Origin of the sequence: Enterococcus sp. DIV0724b (genome assembly GCF_050531475.1) — a bacterium.
Classification (GTDB): Bacteria; Bacillota; Bacilli; order Lactobacillales; family Enterococcaceae; genus Enterococcus_L; species Enterococcus_L haemoperoxidus.
Genome location: NZ_CP172890.1, coordinates 2,670,452 through 2,696,097, shown reverse-complemented (window position 1 = coordinate 2,696,097; position 25,646 = coordinate 2,670,452). Strand labels below are relative to the sequence as shown.

Sequence of the window (25,646 nt, the reverse complement as noted above, 5' to 3'; positions counted from 1 at the left end):
TCAGAGGGACAAGAAGACCAAACAGTGGATACCACTGACCAATTAGATGAGCAAAATCTGACTCCATGGCAAAGAGAAAATTTAGAATATTTAAAAACACAAGGAGATCAACCAGTTTGGAGCCCATCTGTTGTAAAGAGTGAAACAGAAGAGCAAGAAGAAAAAGCTGATGAGGCTGAAGAAGCCCAAACGGAGGAATTCCCTTCGGATGAGCCTGAAACAGAAGAAAAACAAAAGAAAACTTACGAATCTTTTGCAGACCGCTTACCAAAGATCAAAAAAGTTCGAAATAAACGATTATTTCGCAGATTGACATTGATCGTCTCTGTCTTTTTGATTGCGATATTGATTGTCCTTTATTTCGTTTCTCCACTCAGTAAGTTGGGCAGTGTCAGCGTGACGGGAAGTGAAGCTGTCGATAGCCAGCAAATTATTGCTCAATCTAAATTAGAGAAAGGCCAGAGTTTGTGGGAGCAATTTGGAGACAGAAAAATTTATGAAGAAAAAATCGAACGTCAATTACCGCGTGTTAAAAAAGCGACGATCTCACTAAGTGGAATTAACTCATTTAATATAAAAATCACTGAGTATGAGGTCGTTGCGTTAGAATCTGTCGAAAATGTTTATCATCCTATTTTAGAAAATGGGAAAATTTTGCCAGAAGAAATGAAAGCACCGATAAGCGGCATGCCAGTTTTTCAAAATTTTAAAGAGCAGTCGGTTATTAAAAACTTAATGAATTCTTACAATAAACTTCCTGAGGATATGAAAAAAAATATTTCAGAAATTCGTTATGCTCCATCTAATGCCAATAAAGAATTGATCAATCTTCATATGAAAGATGGTAACCAAGTAATCGTAAATATCTCTCAATTAGTGGAGAAAATGGCGTATTATACGAAGGTAGCCGGTCAGATGGAGAAATCAGGAATCATCGATATGGAAGTTGGGATTTTCTCATATCCTTTTAATAATGAGGAGACTGAGGAAACCGTAGAAGAATCTTCACAGGCGTTAGAGTAAAGTTAAGAAAAATAAAAGAATAAAATAGTAGAATCTACTTTCTAAAAAGCCTATGTTTATGGTAAAATTGAAAGAAGTGAGTATTCATAAAAAAATATATATTTAAACGGGTGTTTTATGCCCGCTTACATATTGGAATTAATAGGAGGAGGAACCCCATTCATGGCAAAGACAGGAATGTATGTAGGCCTTGATATTGGTACAACGTCAGTAAAAGTTGTAGTTGCTGAGTTTATCGAAGGTCAAATGAATATCATTGGCGTAGGAAACGCAAAATCTGATGGATTAAATCGAGGGATCATTGTCGATATAGATAAAACAGTAAATGCGATTCAAAGAGCAGTAAGACAAGCAGAAGAAAAAGCGGGAATTCAAATTAAAAGTGTGAATGTGGGGTTACCAGCAAACTTACTTGAAGTTGAAAATTGCCAAGGAATGATTGCTGTAAGTAGTGAGTCAAAAGAAATCACTGATGAAGATGTAAGAAACGTAGCATCTGCAGCTCTGGTTCGTTCAACTCCTCCTGAACGCCAAATCGTAGCAATTTTACCTCAAGAATTCACAGTAGATGGATTCGAAGGAATTAAAGATCCTAGAGGGATGATTGGCGTTCGCTTAGAAATGTTCGGAGTGGTCTTTACAGGTCCGAAAACAATTATTCACAATACAAGAAAATGCGTTGAAAAAGCAGGTTTAACAGTTAATGAATTAGTTATTATGCCATTAGCGTTAACGGAAACAGTTCTCTCAGACGGTGAAAAAGACTTTGGAACGATCGTTATCGATATGGGTGGCGGACAAACAACAACTTCTGTGATGCATGATAAGCAATTGAAATTTACTCATGTGAATCAAGAAGGTGGCGAGTTTGTCACTAAAGATGTTTCCATTGTGTTGAATACATCCTTTAATAACGCTGAAGCATTGAAAATCAATTATGGTGATGCTTATCCAGAAAGAACATCAGTTAGTGAAGAGTTTCCAGTTGATGTGATCGGTAAATCTGAACCAGTAAAAGTTGATGAACGTTACCTTTCAGAAGTGATTGAAGCTAGAGTAGAACAAATCTTTAAAAAATCAAAAGAAGTATTGGATGAAATCGATGCATTAGAGCTGCCAGGCGGAGTAATCTTAACTGGTGGTGGTGCAAGCCTTCCTGGTGTTGTCGATTTAGCTCAAGAGATCTTTGATGCAAGCGTAAAATTATACGTGCCTAATCATATGGGGTTACGTAACCCAGTCTTTACAAATGTGATTAGTATCGTAGAATATTCTGCGCAATTAAATGACATTTATCATATTGCTAAGGGCGCGATTCCAGGTGAGAAAATCAAATCTTCACAACCAATTGCTGTTCAACAAGAAGTACAATATGATACTTATGCAGATACAACTCAAGATGATTACGATGATTCTGAAATACATGAATCGGGTGAAAAAGTTACAGGTAAGATCAAAGACTTCTTCTCAAACATTTTTGACTAACAATTAAAACAGGAGGAAACGATACTATGGAATTTTCTTTAGACAATAACATTAACAATGGCGCTGTCATCAAAGTTATCGGTGTAGGCGGCGGTGGCGGAAACGCTGTTAACCGTATGATCGATGAAAACGTCAAAGGCGTTGAATTCATCGCAGCCAATACAGATGTACAAGCCCTTAAAAACTCAAAAGCAGAAACAGTGATCCAACTTGGACCTAAGTATACACGCGGTTTAGGTGCTGGCTCTCAACCTGAAGTTGGCCAAAAATCAGCAGAAGAAAGTGAACAAGTAATTTCAGATGCCTTACAAGGAGCTGATATGATTTTTATCACTGCTGGTATGGGTGGTGGAACAGGAACAGGAGCTGCTCCTGTGGTTGCTAAAATCGCCAAAGAATTAGGTGCATTAACAGTTGGTGTTGTTACAAGACCATTTAGCTTTGAAGGGCCAAAACGCGGACGCTACGCAGCAGAAGGTATTGCTCTTTTAAAAGAAAACGTTGATACATTATTGATTATTTCAAACAACCGTCTATTAGAAGTTGTTGATAAAAAGACACCAATGCTTGAAGCATTCCGTGAAGCAGATAACGTATTACGTCAAGGAGTACAAGGTATTTCAGATTTAATCACAGCGCCAGGGTATGTCAACTTAGACTTTGCTGATGTGAAGACAGTTATGGAAAACCAAGGAACTGCTTTGATGGGAATTGGTGTTGCTAGCGGTGAAGATCGTGTGATCGAAGCCACTAAAAAAGCTATTTCTTCTCCATTACTAGAAACATCTATTGATGGTGCTGAACAAGTACTATTGAACATTACGGGTGGCTTAGACATGACATTATTTGAAGCACAAGATGCTTCTGATATCGTGACAAGTGCTGCAACTGGTGATGTAAATATTATTCTAGGTACTTCTATCAATGAAGATTTAGGCGATGAAATCCGTGTTACAGTTATTGCGACAGGAATCGATCCTTCAAAAAAAGATCGTAAATCTCCACGTCAAAATAGACCTACTCAAATCCAAACAGTGCAACAAGCACCTGTTTTGGATATGGAACAATCAAAACCATCACAACCTCAACCACAAGAAGAGACAAGTGCTTTTGGTGACTGGGATATCCGTCGTGAACAAAACGTACGACCTAAAGTCGAAGATACGACATTTGAAAATGTTGAGAAAAAAGATTTTGAAACATTTCATCGTGAAGAACCATCACAAAGCAATGACGATGAGTTAAATACACCACCATTTTTCCGAAGAAAAAGATAGGAGCGACTTTTGATCATGCTAGTTGATAACTTAGAAAAAATAAATCAAGAAATTCGGCTAGCATGCCAAAAAGCAGCGCGGTCAGACAATGATGTAACGATGATTGCCGTGACTAAATCAGTGGGAAATGATAGTGCCAAGGAACTTGCTGAACTTGGTATCAAGAATATGGCTGAGAACCGAGTCGATAAATTACTGGAGAAAAAAGAAGCCCTTAAAAATTTTTCGTCTATTAAGTGGCATTTGATTGGTAATTTACAGCGTAGGAAGGTAAAATCAATAATAAATGAGATAGATTATTTTCACGCTTTGGACAGTTTAAAATTAGCAGAAGAAATTCAAAAGCGATCAGAGAAGCAAATTTCCTGTTTCGTTGAGGTGAATGTTACTGGTGAAGCAAGTAAACACGGGTTCAGATCAGAGGAAGTTTTTGATTTTATACATCAATTAGCTGAGTTTGATCGCATAAAAGTCGTAGGATTAATGACCATGGCGCCGTTGGATGCTTCTGAACAAGTTCTTCATGAAGTGTTTTCTCAGCTAAAAAAACTGCAATTAGCAATAAATAATCAGCATCTGTCATATGCACCGTGTACAGAGCTTAGCATGGGAATGAGTAATGATTTCCCAATCGCTATTGAAGAAGGTGCAACTTTTGTACGAATCGGAACAGCAATATTTAGAGGTGCGTAAAGGAGGGGAATCTATGTCAATTTTTAGTAAAAATGCGTTATCGAGCTTTTTTGGATTATCTGGTGAAGATGAATATGATAATTATGATGAATACGAGGAACAAAAGGTTGTCAACGAACAACCAAGACAGACGGTTCGACAAACACAAGCACAGGTACAAAGACCGACTGCAACTGAGCCTTTAACTGAAAAACCATCTGCTCGTTATCGTTCAACAGAAACGCATCAAGATAAAAAAGAAAGCCGTCAGGAAACAGCATTTAATGAACAAAAGGTTGTCTCCATGCGTAGTTCTAATAACTCAAATTCTAAACGATCGCAAGATACACATAATTCAAGTAAACCTGGAAAAATTACAATAATTGAACCACGAGTTTATTCTGAAGCAATGAATATTGCTAAACATATTATTGCAAGTGATGCTGTATTGATTAATTTTCATTTAGTGGAAGAGAATCAAGCAAGAAGAATTGTTGACTTTCTTACAGGAACTGTTTATGCATTAGACGGAGACATTCAACGCGTAGGCGATGAAATTTTTCTTTGCACACCATCAAACATAGAAATCGATAGTGCCACTGCACAATCGTTAGCTAAGAAACAAATGTTTGATTTTTAGTTAGGAGGTAATGAGTATCGCTCTATTTATATTTCTATTATATAAAGGTGTTCAAATCTATTCAGGTGTTTTAATCATATATGCATTATTATCTTGGTTTCCAGGAGCATATGATTCTACGTTTGGCCGTTTGATTTCAAGAATTTCTGAACCTTACTTAAGTTTGTTTGATCGATTGAATTTGAGCATAGGTATGGTTGGTTTTAATGTAATGATTGCAATCATTGTGTTGAATTTAGCTGCGAGTGGACTGGGACGGATTTTACAATCAATCTTGTATTAATAAAAGAAAGGATGGTTTATCTATGAACGCAAATGTGTATCAACATTTTCGAAAAGATGAACATCCTTTTATTGATTCTGTAGGAGATTGGTTAGAACAAGTTGAAAGTCAATACGCTCCTTACTTATCAGATTTTTTAGATCCTAGGCAAGCTTATATTTTGGAAACGTTGATACGACAAAATAGTGAGCTTGAATTTCAGTTTTACGGTGGATATGAACAAGCTGAACGAAAACGTTGTCTGATTTATCCTGATTACTATGAACCAAAAGAGGAAGATTTTGAAGTAGAAGTATTAGAAATCGTTTATCCTGTAAAATTTTCTACATTGTCTCATGGTAAGGTGTTGGGTACCTTACTTAATACTGGGATCAAACGAGAATATTTTGGTGATATCATTTCTGATAGTGACAGATGGCAAGTGTTTGTTGCGAAGGAAATAGCAAATTTTATTGTAACTCAGATAGAAAAAATCGGGAAAATTTCTGTAAGATTAGAAAAACGAAAATATACAGAGATCATACGTCCTAAAGATGACTGGACACACGAACGAACAACAATAAGTTCGCTACGTCTGGATAATTTGATCTCTAGCGTATATAATATATCTAGACAGAGATCAAAACAATTGATTGAATCTGGAAAAGTAAAAGTGAATTGGACGGAAAATACAAGACCAGATTTTCTAGTGGATCTGTTAGATATCGTATCTATTAGAGGTTTTGGCCGAATCCAAATTCAAGAGTTAGAGGGAAAGACGAAAAAGGACAAGTTTCGTTTGTTACTGGGAGTTCTACGAAAATAATCCAAAGAGGTGAAGGAATATGGCATTAACTCCATTAGATATTCAAAATAAGAATTTCTCTACAAAAATGAGAGGTTACAACCAAGACGATGTCGATGATTTCTTAGATCAAGTAACGAAAGATTATGAAGATTCTCTTCAAAAAACACGTGAACTTGAAAAATCATTAAAACATGCTGAAGAAAAATTACAATATTTCAATGAATTAAAAGATGCATTGAATCAATCGATTATTGTAGCGCAAGATACTGCGGATAAAGTAAAAACGAGTGCGAATAAAGAATCAGAGGTAATCGTTACTTCGGCTGAAAATACAGCGAACGAAATGATTTCTTCTGCTGAAAAACGCTCAAGCAATCTTATTACATCTGCTGAAGAAAAAGCCAAAGAAATTCTAACAGATGCGACTGATCGAGCTCGTCAATTGGCTGCTGAAACAGACGACTTGAAGAAGAAAACACGTGTCTTCCACCAACGTTTAAGTTTGATGTTAGAAGCACAACTAGAACAAGTGAAGAGTGAAGAATGGAATGAATTATTAAAACCATTCTCAAGTTACGTAAGTGATTCCCATACTGTTATCAAAGAAGTACTGGCGCAAGAACTTGATAAAAGTGACGACGTAGTTGCAGAGTCAGTTACAGTTGCTGAAGAAGAACCAACACTTGAACAAGCTGCAATGGATCCAAAAGCAATGCTTGATTTATTAAATAAAGATCCTAAATAATTTCGTATATAAATAGAACAGAAAAGTCAATAACCATTCTTTTAGCGAGTCAATGATAGTGAAAGTTTGACAGATCCTGGTATTGAAAAGATCCTCTATTTTACTCAAGTTTGAATCAAGTAAAACTTGACGAGTGATTTCGTTAACAATTAACAGAGGAAATAATTGAGTTGATCGATTGTTTTAAATTTGGGTGGTAACGCGAGTACTTTCGTCCCTTGGGATGGAGGTACTTTTTGTTTTGCTGTGAATCACCACGATTGGCTTTGCCAGAGTGGATGATGAACAGTACTTGGCGAACCTAGTGAGAGAAGTTTCCATACTAGTGAATCACAAAAACAGAATGAGTAGCTAATATACAATACAAGTTAAGTTCTGACTTCGTAAGAGCTAAATTCAAAGAATACACGAAGAGATGAACAGTACAAGGCGTGTGAAGTGAGAGAAGTTTCCTTACTATTGAACCACCAAAATACCTGTTGAAAAACTTAGTAAGGATTAGTTTAAACTAGTTAACACTGTAACTTATTTTTCAATCAACATTTAGAAATGAAAGCGAGGAAATGATAATGAAAATGAAAGAAACATTACAATTGGGAAAAACAGCTTTTCCAATGCGTGGAAATTTGCCAAACCGTGAGGTAGAATGGCAAAAAGATTGGGAAGAACAAAAGATCTATGAAAAACGTCAAGAATTAAACGAGGGCAAACCAACATTTGTTCTTCATGATGGACCGCCATATGCTAACGGGAATATCCATTTAGGTCATTCATTAAACAAAATCAGTAAAGATATCATTATCCGTTCAAAATCTATGTCAGGATTCCGTTCGCCTTATGTCCCTGGTTGGGATACACATGGGTTACCAATCGAACAAGTACTAACAAATAAAGGGATCAAAAGAAAAGAAATGACATTAGCGGAGTACCGGGAAAAATGTGAAGAATATGCACGTTCGCAAGTAGACACACAACGTGCTGATTTCAAACGCTTAGGTGTTGCTGGAGATTGGGAAAATCCTTATGTTACATTGGACCCATCATACGAAGCAGCTGAGATTCGCGTATTTGGAAAAATGGCTGAAAAAGGCTATATCTACAAAGGATTAAAACCAATTTACTGGTCTCCATCAAGTGAGTCTTCATTAGCTGAAGCTGAAATCGAATATAAAGATGTAAAATCAGCATCTATCTATGTTGCATTTAAAGTGGTTGACGGTAAAGGAATTCTAGATACAGATACATCATTGGTAATCTGGACAACAACTCCTTGGACACTTCCTGCAAACTTAGGTATTTCTGTAAATCCTACTTATCAGTATGTTGTCGTTAAAGCATATGGTAAAAAATACGTTGTAGCCAAAGAACTTTTAGACACAGTTAAAGAAGCAATCGGCTGGGATGATGTAGAAGTGCTTGAAACGATTTCAGGTAAAGATATGGAATATATGACTGCTCAACATCCATTTTACGATCGTACTTCATTAGTTATGTTAGGGGATCACGTAACTTTAGATGCCGGTACTGGTCTAGTTCATACCGCTCCAGGGCATGGTGAGGATGATTATATCGTAGGGAGAAAATATAACCTAGACGTTCTTTCACCTGTGGATAATCGTGGTATCTTTACAGAAGAGGCTCCTGGATTTGAAGGAGTGTTCTATGATAAGGCCAATCCGATGATCACAGCACTCCTTGATGAAAAAGATGCATTATTAAAACTAGATTTCTTTACACATAGTTACCCACATGACTGGCGTACAAAGAAACCTGTGATTTTCCGTGCAACACCACAATGGTTTGCATCAATCGATAAGTTCCGTCAAAATATCTTGGATGAAGTTGAAAAAGTTGATTGGATTCTACCATGGGGAAAAACACGCCTTTACAATATGATTCGTGACCGTGGCGACTGGGTTATCTCTCGTCAACGTGCATGGGGCGTACCATTACCGATCTTTTATGCAGAAAACGGTGAAGCAATCATTACGCCTGAAACAATCGATCATGTAGCCAATTTATTTGCTGAACATGGATCAAACATCTGGTTCAAACGTGAGGCAAAAGAATTACTACCAGAAGGCTTTACACATCCAGGATCTCCAAATGGTGAATTTACAAAAGAAAATGATATCATGGATGTTTGGTTTGATTCGGGTTCATCTCATGAAGCTGTCTTGCGTGAGCGTCCAGAACTAACTTTCCCAGCTGATATGTACCTAGAAGGCTCTGATCAATACCGTGGTTGGTTTAATTCAAGTATTACGACAAGTGTAGCAATCAATGGCGTAGCACCTTATAAAGCTGTTTTATCGCAAGGTTTTACGTTGGATGGCGAAGGCCGTAAAATGAGTAAATCTTTAGGTAACACAATTTTACCTGATAAAGTGATCAAACAAATGGGTGCGGATATTTTGCGTTTGTGGGTAAGTAGTGTTGATTATGAAGCGGATGTACGCGTTTCAATGGACATTTTGAATCAAGTTTCCGAAGTTTATCGTAAAATCCGTAATACAATGCGATTCTTATTAGCGAATACGAGTGATTTTGAACCAAAAGAACATACCGTCTCTTATAAGGAATTACGTTCTGTGGATAAATATATGATCGTTCGTTTAAATCAAGTAATTCAAGAAATTCGTGAAAAAGGCTATGAAAAATACAATTTCATGCAAATCTACCGTTCAGTGATGAATTTCTTAACAGTTGATCTATCTTCATTCTATTTAGATTTTGCCAAAGATGTTGTCTACATTGAAGCAGAAGATAACTATCAACGTCGTTGCATGCAAACTGTATTCTATCAAACAGCTGTTGCATTAACAAAATTGTTAACGCCAATTATTCCGCATACTTCTGAAGAAATCTGGAGCTTCCTAAAAGAAGAGGAAGATTATGTTCAGTTAGCTGAATTTCCAGGATATGAAGAGTTTGCGAACCAACAAGAGTTGTTAGACACTTGGGCAGCGTTTATGGACTTTAGAGATAATGTACTAAAATCTTTAGAAGAAGCACGTAATTCTAAATTGATCGGTAAATCGTTAGAAGCTAAAGTAACAGTTTATCCTAACGAACAAATCCGCGAGCTATTAACAGCTGTCGATGCAGATGTTGCTCAATTATTGATTGTTTCTGGTTTTGAGGTGGCTTCTTTAGCAGCAGAAGTTCCTGAAAATGTTGAAAAATTCGATGATATGTCGATTCTTGTGGAAAAAGCTGCAGGTGAAACGTGTGACCGTTGTCGTGCAGTACGCACAGATGTTGGTGAGGATGAAAAATTACCACATTTATGTGGACGTTGTGCTAAAATTGTTGAAGAAAATTATCCAGAAGCGGTAGCTGAAGGATTCGAAGAGTAGCATAGAAAAAAGCTCTGGATAATTTCCAGAGCTTTTTAATTTATTCTAATTTGCCTCGTTCACGATACCAAATATCAGGTTGCCAATCCCAGGTAAAATTATCTTGTTTTAATAAATCAAATGCAGCCTCAGGCCCCATAGTTCCTGCTGGGTAATTAGGGAAGTCTACAGAGGTTTTATCCCAAGCTTGACGAATAATATCTACAATACGCCAAGATTGAGCCACTTCATCCCAGTGTGAGAAGTTTGTACCGTCGCCGTTTAAGCTATCCAATAGTAACTTTTCATAAGCTTCTGGGCTATTGCCTGTTGTCTCCGCACTATGACGATAATCTAATTTTACAGGAGTTGTTGTAAACCCTTGACCAATTTCTTTACCATTTAAGGTCATTGAGAAACCTTCAGTAGGTTGAATATAAATTGTTAGGACATTTGGCGGTAAGTCTGTTTTTTCACCACATTTATCGATATCGTCTTTGAAAACATTGACTGGTACTTGCTTGAAGACGATGTTGATACGTGTGCCTTTTTCTGTTAGACGTTTACCAGTACGGATATAAAATGGCACACCTGACCAACGGAAATTATCGATTAGGAATTTGCCAGCAACAAATGTTTCAGTTTGAGAGTGTTCATCTACATTCGGCTCTTCACGGTAACTAACAAATTCTTGATCATCAAGTTTACCTTGACCGTATTGCCCACGAACGAAATTTTCCAAAGCTTCTTTTTCAGAATAAAGACGAATTGCTTGTAATGCTTTGACTTTTTCAGCGCGAATTTCAGCTTCTGAAAAAGCAACAGGTGGCTCCATCGCTAATAATGCTACAACTTGCAAGATATGGTTTTGGACCATGTCTTTTAAAGCACCGCTGTGTTCATAATAGCCACCGCGGTCTTCAACTCCAAGACTTTCAGCAAATGTAATTTGAACATTATCGATATAGCGGTTATTCCACTGTGACTCAAAAATGTTATTTGCAAAGCGAATCGCAGAAATATTTTGGATCATTTCTTTTCCTAAATAGTGATCGATTCTAAAAATATCTTTTTCTGGGAAAACAGCACGAATTTCTTCGTTTAATTGATAAGCAGAGTCATAATCTGAGCCGAATGGTTTTTCGATGACTAAACGATCAAATCCGTTATCTGTTAGAATTTCTTGTGATTTTAAGTGTTGTACGATTGTTCCAAAAAATTGAGGTGCCATTGCTAAGTAGTAGATATGATTACCACCCAGTTCGTATTTATCGTTTAAAGTATCAGATAATTTTTTTAAAGTATCGTAATGCTCAGAATCATTGACATTGTGGGATTGATAGTAAAAGTGACTTGAAAATTCTTCTGCCTCTTTTACAGTAGGATTAAGATCTTTAATCGTTTCACGAACAATTTCACGGTAGTGATCGTCAGACCAGTCTCTTCTTGCAGTGCCGATAACCGCAAAGTGGTTCGCTAAATTTCCTTTACGATATAGACGGAACAAAGAAGGGTAAAGTTTTCTTTTTGCTAAATCGCCAGTGCCGCCAAAAATAGTAAATAAAGCTATCTTTTCGTTCATTTCATTTCCCCGCTTTCATAGTGGTGTTTTTTATAATCGATCAACAAAAATTGTACTTGCTGCTTTATAGCTGATTGCCAATTCTTTTTTATTATTGCTGATACTGATTGGGCCTTCATATGCGGCAATTTCATTGATTGTATATTCTTCATGGATTTGTAAGTCGATTGATACTAAGTAGTCCAGTAGTTCTTTTTCATCTAATACACGTGCGATTCGAATTGTAGTCCCAACAGGGTAGTCTATTAAAGTTTGACGCTTTTCTTCGTGGACAGGCTGATCATCTCCAGGTATTACACCACCATGAGGGCAAAATTTGGGTTGATTCAAGTACGCAGACAAACGATTGGCTAATGTTTGTGAGGTGACATGCTCTAATACTTCTGCTTCATCGTGAACTTCATTCCATGAGTAGTTTAAATGTTCCACTAAAAATACTTCCCATAATCGATGTTTGCGAATAAGCGTACTCGCTTTTTTTAGTCCTAGATCTGTTAGTTGGACACCTTGATAAGGTGAATGTTCAACTAATTTTTCCTTCACTAGTTTGGAAATCATCTCACTCACTGATGCCGCTGAGACATCTAGACCAGAGACGATTTGTTTATTGTTGATTTTATTTTCATCGCCACCTAATTCAAAGATTAGTTTTAGGTAGTCTTCACGATTGGGGGTCATATATTTCATCCTTTCAAAGAAGCCATCAGAATAAGTTTATCAGAAAATTGTTTTTTTGACCATTTAATAATATGTTAATCTTAAAAAAATGGATATTTTATTTTTTTGACTATTAAAATATGGAACAAACGCATAATTGATAACGTTTTCTAGAAAAATTTATTTTAATCTTCTGTGGATAAGTTTTTTACGTGGTTTTATAAAAAACGGATTGTTAAAAATAGATTAGAATTTATGGTTTTTGAGAAAAATAGGGATTCTGTCTCGCTTTTAAATACGAGGGCTCTTGAATATTATTTTATGCGTGCTTAAACCTAAGGATTTATAAAAAGTCATAGGCTATCTTTTTATTTATGATAGAACGGGACTTTTAATGGTACTTTGCTTTATAATAAAAGTATCATTTTCAAGGAGCGAACAAGACGTGAAACAACATCAATATATTTTATCAATAGATCAAGGAACAACGAGTTCAAGAGCCATTCTCTTTAATCATGATGGACAAGAAATCGCCAAAGCACAAAAAGAATTTACACAGTATTTTCCCAATCCTGGCTGGGTGGAACACGATGCGAATGAAATTTGGAATTCTGTTCAGTCAGTCATTGCTGATGTGTTGATTGAGTCAAAGTTAAAGCCTAATCAAATTAAAGCAATTGGGATTACCAATCAACGTGAAACAACGGTTGTATGGGATAAAGATACAGGAGAGCCGATTCATCGAGCAATTGTTTGGCAATCTAAGCAAACGAATGAACTGGCCAACGAACTGAAAGAAAAAGGCTATCAAGAGTTTATTCAAAAACGGACAGGTTTGATTATTGATTCTTATTTTTCTGCAACTAAGGTGAAGTGGCTGTTGGAAAATGTGAAAGGGGCTAAAGAAAAAGCCCAGTCAGGGCAGTTACTATTTGGAACAATTGATACATGGCTATTATGGAAACTTACAGGTGGAAAAGTCCATAAAACAGACTACACGAATGCCAGTCGGACAATGTTGTTTAATATCCATTCCCTTGATTGGGATCAGGAGATTTTAGCTATTTTAGCTATTCCGAAATCAATGTTGCCGGAAGTTTGCTCGAATTCAGAAGTTTACGGATATACTGAAGATTATCATTTTTATGGAGAAAATATTCCAATTGCCGCAATGGCAGGTGATCAACAGGCTGCACTTTTTGGACAAGCAGCGTTTGAAAAAGGTATGGTCAAAAATACGTATGGCACGGGTGCCTTTATTGTGATGAATACAGGTGAACAAGCTATTTTATCTGAAAATGGGTTATTGACAACGATTGGATATGGTATCAATGGCAAAGTTAACTATGCTCTAGAGGGAAGTATTTTTGTTGCAGGCTCTGCTGTTCAGTGGTTACGTGATGGCTTGAAGTTGATTGAAGAATCTGGAGAATCTGAAGTTTTAGCAAGTCAAGTACCAGATTCGGATGGAGTGTATGTTGTACCGGCTTTTACTGGTTTAGGTGCTCCATATTGGGATCAAGAAGCAAGAGGATCTGTTTTTGGATTAACAAGAGGAACAACAAAAGAACATCTGATTCGAGCAACACTAGAATCAATTGCTTATCAAACCGCAGATGTAATCAAAACAATGGAAAATGATTCTAAGATTGCTATCAAATTGCTAAGAGCGGATGGTGGTGCGTCTAAAAATAAATTGTTGATGCAGTTTCAAGCAGATATTATCAACAAACCAGTTGAAGCAGCGGATTTCTCTGAAACAACGGCTTTAGGTGTTGCCTATTTAGCCGGTTTGGCTGTTGGTTTTTGGAAGGACTTAGCTGAAATCAAAGCATTTGCACATCAGGGAAAACGATTTGAACCGCAAATCACTAGGGAAAAGCGAACTGAACTGTATACTGGCTGGAAAAGAGCAGTACACGCAACCATGGCTTATAAGAGCACAGAATAACTCACAATCAAAGCAAGAAAGGAGTTTGGGATGGATTATCAACCAAAAGTTTGGCAAGATTATACAAACGACTATCACGAACTTGCTCCTGACGTGTGTCTGCAGCCATATATACAATCTTATTGGTTTAGTTATGTGACTTCATCTAGTATGCCAGATAGAATTATTCCGGATTTATGCTCGGACTTGATTGTGAAACTAAATCCTGAATTAGATGTTTTACAAATTAATGTATGTGGTCCGAGTACGCACTTTTTTTATTCTAATTCAGATCAGGTAACTATTTATTTTGGGATTCGGTATTATTTAGGTGGTATGTATCCTTTTTTTAATCAGTCTTTTAAAGGATGGAAGAATCAGTTTTTTGAATTAGGAATGGTCGAAAAGGAAATGATGGTAGCGTTGAGAGATAAATTGTCTGGTAAGCATTCACTTAGCGAGTTGGTTAAAAGTGCGGATCAGTATTTTTTAGAATGTTTGAATCGTTTATCTGCAAAAACAGTCTCAGTACCGATTCGAATGTTTATCAAAAACCAACCTAATTTACTTAGCTATGCTGAAAATACAACGAGAAGTTTGTTATCTGAAAGAAGTTTACAAAGACTTTTTAGAGAAGAAACTGGACTGTCTCCTTACGAAGTATTTGATATTTTACGTTTTCAACATGTTTATCAGGAACTAATCAAACAGCCAGATATAAGTCATCTGGACTTAGTTGAAAAATATGGCTTTTTTGATCAAGCTCACTATACTCGTAAATTAAAAAAAATGACTGGGTTAACACCCCAAGCGATTCGTCGCCATGTCGGAATTTTACAAGACAAGAAGTGAACAGAGGACTATAATCAAGGAAAAAGGACGGAGGCTATATTATGAAATTGGATATGGTTGGAATCATTGTCGAGTCGATGGAACAAGCAATTTTATTTTACGAACGTTTAGGTTTTGAGGTTTTAGGAGAAAAAAAGGCTGATTACGTAGAAGTGGATAATAAAGGCATGCGAATTTCATTAAATACTAAAAAAATGATTGAAGGAATTTACGGTTACCCGCCAAAAAGTGAAGGGGATAAAATTGAACTGGCTTTTCTTTGTGATTCTCCTAGAGAGATCGATCAATTATGTGAAAAAATGAAAGGCTTTGGTTATGACATTTTTAGAGAACCGTGGCAAGCATTTTGGGGGCAATATTACGCAATCATCAAAGATCCAGATGGAAATCTGTTAAGCTTATTTTGTAATGATCAAAAGGAACAAGTCGATGAAAAATAAAATCCAGTACTTAAAAGATACGGCTAAAACATGGCCGGGAGCAACAGTTGATTATCGAGAAGATTGGGATTGCGATTATTTTGGGCTCGAGAAGAAATGTTTTTGCATGCTTGGAACAAATAAAGCAGGTGATTGGGTAATGACAGTTAAAGGGGATCCAGAAGAAAATGAGTTGTTGCGCGAGCAATATTCAGATGTAGTTCCTGGCTATTATGCCAATAAAACACATTGGAATTCTTTTTTACTGGAAAATTCATCTTTTACTGAGGAACAATTGGCTAGTTTTTTGAGGAAATCTTATGAGTTGGTATTAAGAAAGTTGCCAAAAAAAGTACAAATGAAGTATGAATGATCAGAGATTTAGAACGTGGGATAAAACAAAAAATCAGTTTTGTTTTATCCCACGTTCTAAATCAGAATAAACGCCGAGAAAAAGTAACTACTCGATCGCATGTGTTTCTAAATGTCAAGGAACTAAGGTTTGAAGAGCACCAAGTAGGTACCCATTATCGTAAATCTCTCGTAATTCTTGGAGCTAAACGTTTTTTTCTTGTCCTCTTTTTGTTAAATTAACCTTGATGTAGATAAAAATTTACCAATGTGATAATCCATAAATGCGCAGGATAAAATACATAGAATAAATATTTAAAGAAAGGATTATTGCTGCCTTTTTCTCCATTATACAAATGAATAAAAGGAATCACAGTAATAAATAGAAATTCAGGATTTCCTTCAATCTGTACTTTGATCATCTCGAAAGAATAATCAGGTAATCCAAGCAAAGGCATGATAAGTAAAGGAATAGCAAAAATCAGATAGGAAATGTCACGTTTTTTAGCATTATCTCTGAAGAAATAACTGAGTAACATAAATGGAATAACGACAAATCCTCCTTCTGCAGGGATTAAACCTAAGAAAATGGCTACTGTTAAAAGAATTGCTAGAATCGTTGCTGAGATTCTAAAGAAAGGTTCTTTCACGTTTTTGGCAAAATCAATCAGCGATAAAATAGTCACACCAACCGCTAGTGTTAGAAAAATATTGTTGTAAGAAAAATACATTGGTTCTTTGATAACGAGTGTATTGATCACTGTATTTCCTATAAACATGATTGTGGCCCAGCCGTAAAGACGGAGCAGATAGTTTTTTCGGTTTCTTGTGTAGTGAAAACCTTCAACTGCCATAAAAGCAAAAAATACAGCAACACAGCGCGTCAACATATGGATGGGGGCACCAAATTGTGGTGGTAAAAATGGAACAAGATGATCAAGGAGCATCAAGCCCATCATAATTAGTTTTAATTGATTTCCGTTCATTTCATTCTCCTAAATAAGTGTTATTTTTTAACTTTTTTTAGTATAAATAAAATCTCTGTTTTTGGCGTGGGAATCAACGAACAAATGTCTTACAAAATTGAGAGTAAGAGGTAAGATGATTATTTAATCTAGATATTCATTTTGACTACGTTAAAATCATAAACCGATTTTGCGTAAAGATAAGGAAAAAATTAGATGGATATCATATATTTTTTTACCCTAATACAGTAATCAAAGTTTAAAATTTACGCGTAAATTATGTAGAAAAGCCTGATGAATTAAAATTTTCAATAATTGGCTATTGACTAAATTTGTATTTCGTGATAAATTATTTAGAAATAAATGAGAATTAAATGAAAGAACGATGATCAGAATAGTAGGTGAATCGATTTGTTTTAGAGAGTTTCCGTTTGCTGCAAGGAAATAACGAATCATCATCGAACACGCCTGTAAGTTGTTTTTCTGAAATAAGAAGTTTAGTTTAGCGAAGTTTGATTCGTTTTCTAGATGAGTAGGAAAAATCGGTGAGTCCGTTATCACTCCTTAGTTTATCGAACTAACAGAGGTTTTTACTGTGAAGTAAAAACAAATCTGAGGTGGGACCACGTGAAAAATTTCTCGTCCTCTTGGCTTATTTGCCAAGGGGGCGTTTTTTTTATTTAGTTTCATAAGTTAGTATCGTAGAAAAATATAAAATCTGATTGTAGCAGAGAATGACACGATCAAATTTATTTAATAAGTTATCTAAAAAACAAGGAGGGAATTTAATGAAGTGGAATCGTAGTTTACCATCAGGGACAAAAGATAAATTATTCCGAGAAGCAAACGGCGCTTATCAATTAGAAAGACAAGTCAATGATATCTTGAAAAAAAGAGGATATCAGCGAATCGATACACCGGTAATCGAGTTTGAGGACGTATTTTACAGTGAAGAAAAAAATGAGAAAGAATTCTATCGTTTTTTTGATAAGCAAGGGCGATTACTTGTTCTGCGACCTGATATGACAATGCCAATCGGCCGAGTGATTGCAACGACGGGGATTCATCCGCCACTTAAATTATCCTATAGTGGAAAAGTGTTTCGCTCAAATGATGATATGTTGGGGGAACAAAATGAACTGACTCAGGCTGGAATTGAATTGATTGGTTATTCTTCTTTAAAAGCTGAAGTTGAATGTATCACTTGTGCGGTTGAACTTTTAGAAACTCTGAATGTACCAAACTTTCATTTTGAATTAGGTCACGCACAAATTTTCCGTTTTATTGTGACGTCACTAGGAATAGAGAATGATGCAAAATTAGAACTTCAACTCTATTTTAATAATAAGAGTTTAACTGATCTCCACCGCTTTGTAGAAAAATTTCCAAGTGAATTAGATGCATTTATTTGTGCAATTCCAAGACTATTTGGTGAGGCAGATGAAGTGTTGGCAATGGCCAAAGAACTGTTACCTAAGGAGTCACAGATTATACCGATCATCGATGAATTAGAAATGCTAATGCGCACGATTAAGACCTATCATCAAAACATTTCATTGACTGTAGATTTAGGTTTGGTTGCTTTAATGGATTACTATACAGGTGTTTTATTTAGTGGATATGCCGATTTAGTACCCGATATTTTTTTACGTGGCGGACGATATGACCATTTAGCAGAACAATTCGGGCATTCGACAATTCCAGCTGTTGGATTTGGGATCAATTTAGATACTTTAGTCACTTTGCAATATCAGCTTAATAATCTTGCTTCATTGGATCAACCAACAACGTTAGTTCACAGCTCTTTAGCACAGTTGGCAAAAGCGGACTTACTAGTCAAAAAGAATCCTGGCTATCAATTATCATTATTTGAAACAGTAGAAGAAGCTCTAAATTATGGAGAAAAATGGCAATATCAACAAGTCATTGAAATAACTCAAGATAAAATTCATGTAATCAAGGTAGGTGATCAAGAGTGACACAATTGACGATTGCATTAACAAAAGGACGTTTGGAGAAGGAAACATTAGCACTATTTGAACAAGCAGGAATCAATAGTTCATTTATGCAGGATAAGCAACGAAAATTGATTTTCACCAGTCCAGATCAACGCTTTAAATTTCTTTTAGTGAAAGCAGCTGATGTGACAACGTATGTTCGTCATGGTGTGGCGGATCTTGGAATTGTTGGAAAAGATGTATTGATCGAGCATCCTGTTGGTTATTATGAAATGCTTGATTTAAAGATTGGCGTATGCAAGTTTTCCGTGGCATCAACAAAAAATTATCAACCGAATGATTATAAACGAAAACGAATTGCAACCAAGTATCCAACTGTTGCATCTGAACATTTTCGTAAAAAGGGCGAGGATGTTGAAATCATTAAGATCGAAGGATCAGTAGAAATTGCACCTGTTTTAGGACTGGCAGATGCAATTGTGGATATTGTTGAAACAGGCACAACACTAAAAGAAAACGGCTTGGAAATTTTTGAAGATATCTGTCCAGTTTCAGCTCGAATAATCGTAAATAAAGCCATGCTGAAACGGAAGCGTCAAGTAATATTTCGGCTGTTTGATAAATTAGAAGCTGTAATTGGAAGGAGTGATGGAACATGAAATGGCTAGTGGGGGAAACAACTGAAATTTTAGCGGCCTTAAATGAGGATGCAGAGCTGACTCAAGAGGATAATCAACATGTAGAAGAACAAGTCCGCCAGATCATTAAGCAAGTTATTGAAAATGGCGATCAAGCACTAAAGGAATATTCTAAAAAGTTTGATCAAGTTGAGTTAGAGGACTTATTAGTATCAGAGGAAGCAATTAATTTAGGGTATCAGCGAGTAGAAGATGAAGTGATCGAAGCTTTAGAAGTAGCGAAAGAAAACATTATTAGTTATCATAAAAAACAAAAGCAATATGATTTTATGGACACAGAAAAAACGGGTGTTTTACGAGGACAATTGGTATTGCCGTTGGCTCGTATCGGTGTGTATGTACCAGGAGGAACGGCCTCTTATCCGTCTTCTGTATTGATGAACGTTCTGCCTGCAAAAATTGCAGGGGTTAAAGAAATCATCATGGTCACACCGCCTTCAAGCAATAGTATACCTGATGTGATCTTGGCAGCTGCAAAGATTGCAGGAGTAGATAAAATCTTTCAAATTGGCGGAGCGCACAGTATTGCCGCACTTGCTTATGGAACACAAACAGTACCCAAAGTAGATAAAATTGTAGGGCCTGGCAATATTTATGTAGCAACTGCTAAAAAGCAAGTATTTGGTGTAGTGGGAATTGATATGATCGCAGGTCCATCTGAAATTGGCATTTTAGCAGACCAAACAGCAAATCCCACATATATTGCAGCGGATTTGCTGTCTCAAGCAGAACATGATACGCTTGCCAGAGCGATATTAGTGACAGATTCAACTAAGCTTGCTGAGCAAGTCGAAAAAGAAATTTACAGACAATTAGATACATTACCTCGTAAGAAAATAGCTGAAGTGGCGATCAAAAATCATGGATTGATCATTATTGCATCAACAGTCGAAGCCATGTTTACAATTATGAATGAGATTGCACCAGAGCATTTAGAAGTACAATTAGCTGATCCAATCAGTTATTTACATGAAATAAAAAATGCTGGATCAATCTTTTTGGGAGAGTATGCATCAGAACCAGTAGGCGATTATTTCTCAGGGACAAATCATGTCTTGCCAACAAGTGGTACAGCAAAATTTTATTCGCCATTGGGTGTGTATGATTTTGTAAAGTATAGTCAGGTTACCTACTATACAAAAGAAGCCTTGGCACAAGCGAAAGATGCGATTGCTCTTTTAGCAAGAAAAGAAGGCTTGGAAGCACATGCTAGAGCAATTGAATGTCGTTTTGACTGATCGTATAAAATAGATTTTTATATTGGGGGAAAAGGAATGAGAACAGCTAATTTAAAAAGAGAAACTGCAGAAACAAAAATCGAGTTGACACTTGATTTAGATCGTCAAGAACCTGTCAGTATTCAAACTGGTGTTGGATTTTTTGATCATATGTTGATTTTATTTGCCCGTCACAGTCGTATTTCTGTAGAAGTAACAGTAGAAGGTGATTTAGAAGTAGATAGTCATCACACGGTAGAAGATGTTGGGATTGTTTTAGGCCAGTGTATTCGAGAAGCTTTAGGAGATAAAGTAGGAATCAATCGCTACGGGACAAGTTTTGTGCCGATGGATGAGTCTTTAGGTATGGCTTCTTTAGATTTAAGTGGGCGATCTTATCTAGTGTTTGATGCAGCGTTCGATAATCCTAAGCTTGGAGAGTTTGACACAGAGTTGACAGAAGAATTTTTTCAAGCATTGGCTTTTAACACTCAAATGAACCTTCACTTAAAAATTTTACATGGGAAAAATACCCATCATAAAATAGAAGCATTATTTAAAGCGACTGGCCGAGCGCTAAGAGAGGCAATTACTCAGAATCCTGCCATTCAAGGCGTCAACTCAACGAAGGGAATTTTGTAAATGATTATTATCATTGATTACGATACTGGAAATACCCGCAATGTTCAAAAGGCCTTAGATTATGTTGGTTTAGCAAATAAAATTTCCGCTGATCCTCATGAAATCAAAGCAGCAGATGGTTTGATTCTGCCTGGTGTCGGGGCTTTTTCGTTAGCGATGACAGAATTAAAAGAGCGTGGATTAGTTAATGTGATAAAAGAAACAGCTCAAAAAGGCACACCGATTTTAGGAGTCTGTTTGGGGATGCAACTGCTTTTAGAAGGCAGTATGGAAAATGGCTTTACAGAAGGCTTAGGATTGATCGAGGGGATCTGTGAAAAATTGCCGGACGATCCTGATTTACCTGTTCCTCATATGGGCTGGAATAAACTAGTTGTGACGGAAAAAACGTTATTAACAAAAGAGGTAGATGGGCAGTATGTTTATTTTGTTCATTCTTACTATACGGATTGTGAGCCTGATGTGATCGATGCATTGGTTCAATATTCAATCAAAATACCTGCAATGATTTCAAAGGGAAATATTTACGGAACGCAATTTCATCCAGAAAAAAGTAGTGAGGCCGGTCTTGCAATTTTAAGAGGATTTAAGGAGGTAGTAGAGCATGCACGTTTTACCCGCAATTGATATCAGAGAAGGAAAAGCTGTTCGACTAGTTCAAGGTGATTTTTTGCAAAAAACGATCGTCAATCATCATCCAGTAGCGCAAGCAAAAGAATTTAAAGTAGCGGGTATCCAGATGATACATGTGGTTGATTTAGATGGTGCTTTGATGGGGAAAGCTTCCAATGCTGCTTTGATCGAGCAAATGAAAAAAGAAACGGGATTAAAAATCCAAGTTGGCGGAGGCATCCGCACATTGGAACAAGTAGATACTTATGTAGCGCTTGGAATCGATCGAATCATTATCGGTTCTGCTGCGTTGAGAGATCCCAAATTAGTTAAAGAAGCTGTTTTGAAACATGGAGATAAAATTGCCGTCGGTATCGATGCTAAGAATGGGAAAGTCGCCATTAGTGGCTGGCTGGATGTTAGTGAGACAGATTATTTACAAATGGCTAAGGAAATGGCAAAGATGGGTGTTAAAACGATCATCTACACAGATATTACTAAAGATGGAACCTTGGCGGGCCCCACTTTTGAAGATTACATGAAGCTATCAGCAGTTGTGCCAGACGTGCAGATTATTGCTTCTGGCGGTGTCAGCAGCAAAGAGGACTTAATGAAATTAGCCGAATTAGGGTTATATGGAGCGATCGTCGGAAAGGCTTTTTATAACGACGCTATCACTTTAGCCGATATGTTGGAGGTGGAGACCAATGTTAACTAAGCGCATTATTCCTTGTTTAGATGTCACTGATGGACGAGTGGTCAAGGGCGTTAATTTCGTTGATTTACAAGATATCGGAGATCCAGTGGCGATCGCACGAGCCTACAATGAACAAGGCGCAGATGAACTCGTTTTTTTAGATATTACGGCTACTAGTGATGACCGCGAAACGATGATGGAAGTGGTTGAACGAACAGCAGCAGAAGTATTCATTCCTTTGACTGTTGGCGGAGGCATCCGCACGGTTTCTGACATGAAAAAAATGCTGCAAGCGGGAGCTGATAAAATCTCACTCAATTCGGCAGCTATCCAACAACCAGAGTTGATCAGAGAAGGCGCTGAAAAATTTGGCTCACAGTGTATTGTTGTGGCAATCGATGCTAAGCAAACAGGAGAGTCCTGGTCTGTTTTTGTTAAAGGTGGGCGTGAAGAGACTAACTTAGATGCGATAGAATGGGCAAAAGAAGCTGTAGCGTTAGGTGCTGGTGAGATTTTACTGACAAGTATGGACGCAGATGGTACAAAAAATGGCTATGATCTTGCATTAAATCAAGCCGTAAGTTCTGCTGTAAATGTCCCAGTGATTGCATCAGGTGGTTGTGGTAATGCAGCAGATATCGTGGAAGTATTTGAACAAACTAAGGTAAGTGCCGCTTTAGCTGCAAGTATTTTTCATTATGGCGAGGTAAATATCCCAGATGTGAAAGAAGCATTAGCGCTCAAGGGAATGGAGGTACGTCGATGAAACCAGATTTTACGAAAGGATTATTACCCGCAATTATTGTAGAAGCAAAAACAAATGAAATCTTGATGCTTGCGTACATGAATGAAGAGAGCTATAAAAAGACACTTAATACTGGAACAACTTGGTTTTATTCACGTTCCCGTCAACAATTGTGGAACAAAGGAGCAACCAGTGGCAACATCCAAAAAGTAAAAAGCATCGTTACAGATTGTGATAAAGATACCTTACTTATTACTGTTGAACAAACAGGATCCGCTTGTCATACTGGCAAACATAGTTGTTTTTTCAATGTAATTAGCTAGGATAACGGAGGGAAAAGAATGATCGAGACACTCTATGAAGAAATACAAGCTCGTAAAGTAGACCCTAAAGAAGGTTCTTACACGAATTATCTATTTGAACAAGGCTTAGATAAAATTTTAAAAAAAGTTGGGGAAGAAGCAACAGAAGTCATTATTGCAGCTAAAAATGATGAAGCAGAATTAATTTCTGAAACATCGGATTTAATTTATCATATGTTAGTTTTGTTAGCTGAAAAAGACATTAGTTTAGAAGCTGTCAAAACGGAATTAAAAAAACGAGAAGGAAAATTAAGTAAAACTAAAGAACGCAAACAAATCGATGAATTATAAAATAACTAAAAAAAAGAAGCGTCCCACATAAAACAATTACGGGGATTGCTTCTTTTAATTTTCAATTGGACAATCTAAAGAATCCGTTGCTTCCAAAACATAAGTAGCATCATCTGCTTCATCATAAAGGGAGGCAGGTTTATCATTCAAACACTGAACAATCAAATGATACCCATATTCATCTTGGGCGACTAAGCGTTTATTCGTCAACTCTACTAACATGTAACTTAATTTTTTGCCATCAATAATGATCTGCAAATCATCTTCAATTTGCAAGGTGTGCTGAGTCGCTTTTGCTTTATTAACAAACCACCAGCTACCTAAATAACTTTTATATAAATTAGGGATATCTGCATCGGTCTGCAGTCTCTCTTGTTTCTTTTTCAAAAACAATGAGCCGGCAATACCTGTAATAAGTGATGCACCTAAAAATAATGACCAATGTTTTTTCATACTATCAATCTCCTTCAAGACAATCATAGCACGAAATTAAAAAACAAACTATTCGAAAATCTTTTCCTATAAAAAAACTTAATGAAGTCCGTATCATTTTTTATTCTGAACGGATTTTATACACATCTTTTCTATTATATAGTGGAGGATTTGTTTGAAAAGTTTGACGATGCTTTTTCATCTAAAATATGGTATTGTTTTGAAGAAAGGGTGTTACAATGATTACATATCCGAACGTGCATTTAGCACATTTTATTGATAGACCAAATCGTTTCATTGCAGAGTGCCGTTTACAAAAAACAGGTGAAATGGTAACGGTTCACGTGAAAAATACTGGACGCTGTAAAGAATTATTTTATCCAGAAGTTGAAGTTGCTTTGACGTATCAACCTTCTCCTAAAAGAAAAACCGATTATGATTTGATTGCCGTTAAAAAAGGCACAGATTGGTTTAATATCGATAGCCAAGTTCCAAACGCATTAGCGGCTAAAGCAATCAAAGATGGTATAATTACTTTGCCAGATTTAAATGGAAAAATTGTTTCAGTAAAACGAGAAAAACGTTTTGCCCACTCAAAATTTGATATATTGGTAGAAACAGATACTGGCAAACAAGCATTTGTTGAAGTGAAAGGAATGACTTTAGAAAATCACTCATTAGGTGCCTTTCCTGATGCGCCAACATTGCGAGGTTTAAAGCATGTGACCGAGTTGATTGAAGCGATGGAAGAAGGGTATCAAAGCTATGTATTGTTTGTCGTTCAATTTGAAAAAATTGAACTGGCAACGATTCACACAGACATGCAGCCAGCTTTAGCACAAATGATTTTATCAGGGCAAAAACAAGGATTAAGCGTCATTGCTTACAATTGTAGCGTCACTCCTGATACAATAGCAATAGAACATCAGGTGCCATTTGATGTCACAAAAATGTTTGAAGATCCAAATTCAGAAAGGTGAGGGTAA

General features: G+C 36.6%; 27 protein-coding genes and 1 other annotated feature. Of the genes, 23 read left to right on the top strand and 4 right to left on the bottom strand.

The window, feature by feature from the left end:
* The first annotated feature begins 24 nt into the window (after positions 1-24).
* The 9 genes from IGJ02_RS12440 to ileS all read left to right on the top strand — a co-directional run bounded on the left by IGJ02_RS12440 (position 25) and on the right by ileS (position 10,271).
* Positions 25-1,023: a cell division protein FtsQ/DivIB gene (locus IGJ02_RS12440; RefSeq protein WP_010762862.1), complete on the top strand. Its 999-nt coding sequence runs from the start codon at positions 25-27 to the stop codon at positions 1,021-1,023.
* 162 nt (positions 1,024-1,185) lie between these two features.
* A complete protein-coding gene (gene ftsA / locus IGJ02_RS12435; protein WP_010762863.1) occupies positions 1,186-2,508 on the top strand; it encodes a cell division protein FtsA in 1,323 nt (440 codons plus the stop codon).
* Positions 2,509-2,534: 26 nt separating this feature from the next.
* Positions 2,535-3,785: a cell division protein FtsZ gene (gene ftsZ / locus IGJ02_RS12430; RefSeq protein ID WP_010762864.1), complete on the top strand. Its 1,251-nt coding sequence runs from the start codon at positions 2,535-2,537 to the stop codon at positions 3,783-3,785.
* A gap of 15 nt (positions 3,786-3,800) precedes the next feature.
* Positions 3,801-4,478, top strand: coding sequence for a YggS family pyridoxal phosphate-dependent enzyme (locus IGJ02_RS12425; protein ID WP_430602191.1), 678 nt, complete (start codon positions 3,801-3,803; stop codon positions 4,476-4,478).
* 13 nt (positions 4,479-4,491) lie between these two features.
* Positions 4,492-5,097, top strand: coding sequence for a cell division protein SepF (locus IGJ02_RS12420; RefSeq protein ID WP_010762866.1), 606 nt, complete (start codon positions 4,492-4,494; stop codon positions 5,095-5,097).
* A gap of 10 nt (positions 5,098-5,107) precedes the next feature.
* Positions 5,108-5,380, top strand: a complete 273-nt coding sequence (locus tag IGJ02_RS12415) for a YggT family protein (RefSeq protein WP_010762867.1) — start codon at positions 5,108-5,110, stop codon at positions 5,378-5,380.
* A 22-nt stretch (positions 5,381-5,402) separates the two neighbouring features.
* On the top strand, positions 5,403-6,185 hold the full coding sequence (locus IGJ02_RS12410) for an RNA-binding protein (protein WP_430602190.1): 783 nt from the start codon (positions 5,403-5,405) through the stop codon (positions 6,183-6,185).
* 19 nt (positions 6,186-6,204) lie between these two features.
* Entirely contained in the window at positions 6,205-6,912 is a 708-nt protein-coding gene (locus IGJ02_RS12405) for a DivIVA domain-containing protein (RefSeq protein WP_010762869.1), read from the top strand.
* A 569-nt stretch (positions 6,913-7,481) separates the two neighbouring features.
* Complete coding sequence (gene ileS, locus IGJ02_RS12400) at positions 7,482-10,271, top strand: isoleucine--tRNA ligase (protein ID WP_430602189.1); 2,790 nt, start codon at positions 7,482-7,484, stop codon at positions 10,269-10,271.
* A gap of 40 nt (positions 10,272-10,311) precedes the next feature.
* On the opposite strand, the gene zwf is transcribed toward ileS, so the two are convergent.
* Together zwf and IGJ02_RS12390 are read right to left on the bottom strand one after the other, a co-directional pair.
* Positions 10,312-11,832 carry a glucose-6-phosphate dehydrogenase gene (gene zwf, locus IGJ02_RS12395; RefSeq protein WP_430602188.1) on the bottom strand — a complete coding sequence of 507 codons (1,521 nt, stop codon included), beginning with the start codon at positions 11,830-11,832 and terminating at the stop codon, positions 10,312-10,314.
* A 30-nt stretch (positions 11,833-11,862) separates the two neighbouring features.
* Complete coding sequence (locus IGJ02_RS12390) at positions 11,863-12,510, bottom strand: metal-dependent transcriptional regulator (RefSeq protein WP_010762881.1); 648 nt, start codon at positions 12,508-12,510, stop codon at positions 11,863-11,865.
* Between the two features lie 424 nt (positions 12,511-12,934).
* Between IGJ02_RS12390 and glpK the strand changes: the two genes are divergently transcribed.
* Genes glpK through IGJ02_RS12370 form a run of 4 tightly spaced genes read left to right on the top strand, consistent with a single transcriptional unit; the run spans position 12,935 to position 16,063 of the window.
* A complete protein-coding gene (gene glpK, locus IGJ02_RS12385) occupies positions 12,935-14,440 on the top strand; it encodes a glycerol kinase GlpK (RefSeq protein ID WP_430602187.1) in 1,506 nt (501 codons plus the stop codon).
* Between the two features lie 30 nt (positions 14,441-14,470).
* Positions 14,471-15,271 carry a helix-turn-helix domain-containing protein gene (locus tag IGJ02_RS12380; RefSeq protein WP_430602186.1) on the top strand — a complete coding sequence of 267 codons (801 nt, stop codon included), beginning with the start codon at positions 14,471-14,473 and terminating at the stop codon, positions 15,269-15,271.
* Between the two features lie 41 nt (positions 15,272-15,312).
* Positions 15,313-15,711, top strand: a complete 399-nt coding sequence (locus tag IGJ02_RS12375) for a VOC family protein (RefSeq protein WP_010762884.1) — start codon at positions 15,313-15,315, stop codon at positions 15,709-15,711.
* Positions 15,701-16,063: an MmcQ/YjbR family DNA-binding protein gene (locus IGJ02_RS12370; protein WP_010762885.1), complete on the top strand. Its 363-nt coding sequence runs from the start codon at positions 15,701-15,703 to the stop codon at positions 16,061-16,063. The genes IGJ02_RS12375 and IGJ02_RS12370 overlap by 11 nt, the downstream gene beginning before the upstream one ends.
* A gap of 217 nt (positions 16,064-16,280) precedes the next feature.
* Here IGJ02_RS12370 and IGJ02_RS12365 read toward each other — a convergent pair whose 3' ends face one another.
* A complete protein-coding gene (locus tag IGJ02_RS12365; protein ID WP_430602185.1) occupies positions 16,281-17,027 on the bottom strand; it encodes a TraX family protein in 747 nt (248 codons plus the stop codon).
* Positions 17,028-17,382: 355 nt separating this feature from the next.
* Positions 17,383-17,656: a binding site (T-box leader), on the top strand.
* A 138-nt stretch (positions 17,657-17,794) separates the two neighbouring features.
* On the opposite strand from IGJ02_RS12365, the gene hisZ reads away from it, so the two are divergent.
* From hisZ to hisE, 9 genes are read left to right on the top strand one after another with little or no spacing between them, the layout of a single operon-like run.
* Complete coding sequence (gene hisZ, locus IGJ02_RS12360; RefSeq protein WP_430602184.1) at positions 17,795-18,985, top strand: ATP phosphoribosyltransferase regulatory subunit; 1,191 nt, start codon at positions 17,795-17,797, stop codon at positions 18,983-18,985.
* Positions 18,982-19,623: an ATP phosphoribosyltransferase gene (gene hisG / locus IGJ02_RS12355; RefSeq protein WP_430602183.1), complete on the top strand. Its 642-nt coding sequence runs from the start codon at positions 18,982-18,984 to the stop codon at positions 19,621-19,623. The genes hisZ and hisG overlap by 4 nt, the downstream gene beginning before the upstream one ends.
* Positions 19,620-20,900 carry a histidinol dehydrogenase gene (gene hisD / locus IGJ02_RS12350; RefSeq protein ID WP_430602182.1) on the top strand — a complete coding sequence of 427 codons (1,281 nt, stop codon included), beginning with the start codon at positions 19,620-19,622 and terminating at the stop codon, positions 20,898-20,900. Before hisG ends, hisD begins: the two co-directional genes overlap by 4 nt.
* A 36-nt stretch (positions 20,901-20,936) precedes the next feature.
* Complete coding sequence (gene hisB / locus IGJ02_RS12345; RefSeq protein WP_430602181.1) at positions 20,937-21,521, top strand: imidazoleglycerol-phosphate dehydratase HisB; 585 nt, start codon at positions 20,937-20,939, stop codon at positions 21,519-21,521.
* Positions 21,522-22,148 carry an imidazole glycerol phosphate synthase subunit HisH gene (gene hisH / locus IGJ02_RS12340; RefSeq protein WP_430602179.1) on the top strand — a complete coding sequence of 209 codons (627 nt, stop codon included), beginning with the start codon at positions 21,522-21,524 and terminating at the stop codon, positions 22,146-22,148.
* The gene (gene hisA, locus IGJ02_RS12335; RefSeq protein ID WP_430602177.1) at positions 22,126-22,851 is read left to right on the top strand and encodes a 1-(5-phosphoribosyl)-5-[(5-phosphoribosylamino)methylideneamino]imidazole-4-carboxamide isomerase; all 726 of its coding nucleotides are present in this window, start codon (positions 22,126-22,128) and stop codon (positions 22,849-22,851) included. Before hisH ends, hisA begins: the two co-directional genes overlap by 23 nt.
* Complete coding sequence (gene hisF / locus IGJ02_RS12330; protein ID WP_010762895.1) at positions 22,841-23,596, top strand: imidazole glycerol phosphate synthase subunit HisF; 756 nt, start codon at positions 22,841-22,843, stop codon at positions 23,594-23,596. Before hisA ends, hisF begins: the two co-directional genes overlap by 11 nt.
* Positions 23,593-23,898 (top strand): phosphoribosyl-AMP cyclohydrolase, encoded by a 306-nt coding sequence (gene hisI, locus IGJ02_RS12325; protein ID WP_430602176.1) that lies wholly within the window; start codon positions 23,593-23,595, stop codon positions 23,896-23,898. Before hisF ends, hisI begins: the two co-directional genes overlap by 4 nt.
* A gap of 18 nt (positions 23,899-23,916) precedes the next feature.
* Positions 23,917-24,228, top strand: a complete 312-nt coding sequence (hisE, locus tag IGJ02_RS12320; RefSeq protein WP_010762897.1) for a phosphoribosyl-ATP diphosphatase — start codon at positions 23,917-23,919, stop codon at positions 24,226-24,228.
* A gap of 54 nt (positions 24,229-24,282) precedes the next feature.
* On the opposite strand, the gene IGJ02_RS12315 is transcribed toward hisE, so the two are convergent.
* Positions 24,283-24,681, bottom strand: coding sequence for a DUF4828 domain-containing protein (locus IGJ02_RS12315; protein WP_430602175.1), 399 nt, complete (start codon positions 24,679-24,681; stop codon positions 24,283-24,285).
* Positions 24,682-24,902: 221 nt separating this feature from the next.
* Between IGJ02_RS12315 and sfsA the strand changes: the two genes are divergently transcribed.
* The gene (gene sfsA, locus IGJ02_RS12310; RefSeq protein WP_430604114.1) at positions 24,903-25,640 is read left to right on the top strand and encodes a DNA/RNA nuclease SfsA; all 738 of its coding nucleotides are present in this window, start codon (positions 24,903-24,905) and stop codon (positions 25,638-25,640) included.
* The last annotated feature ends 6 nt before the right edge of the window (positions 25,641-25,646 follow it).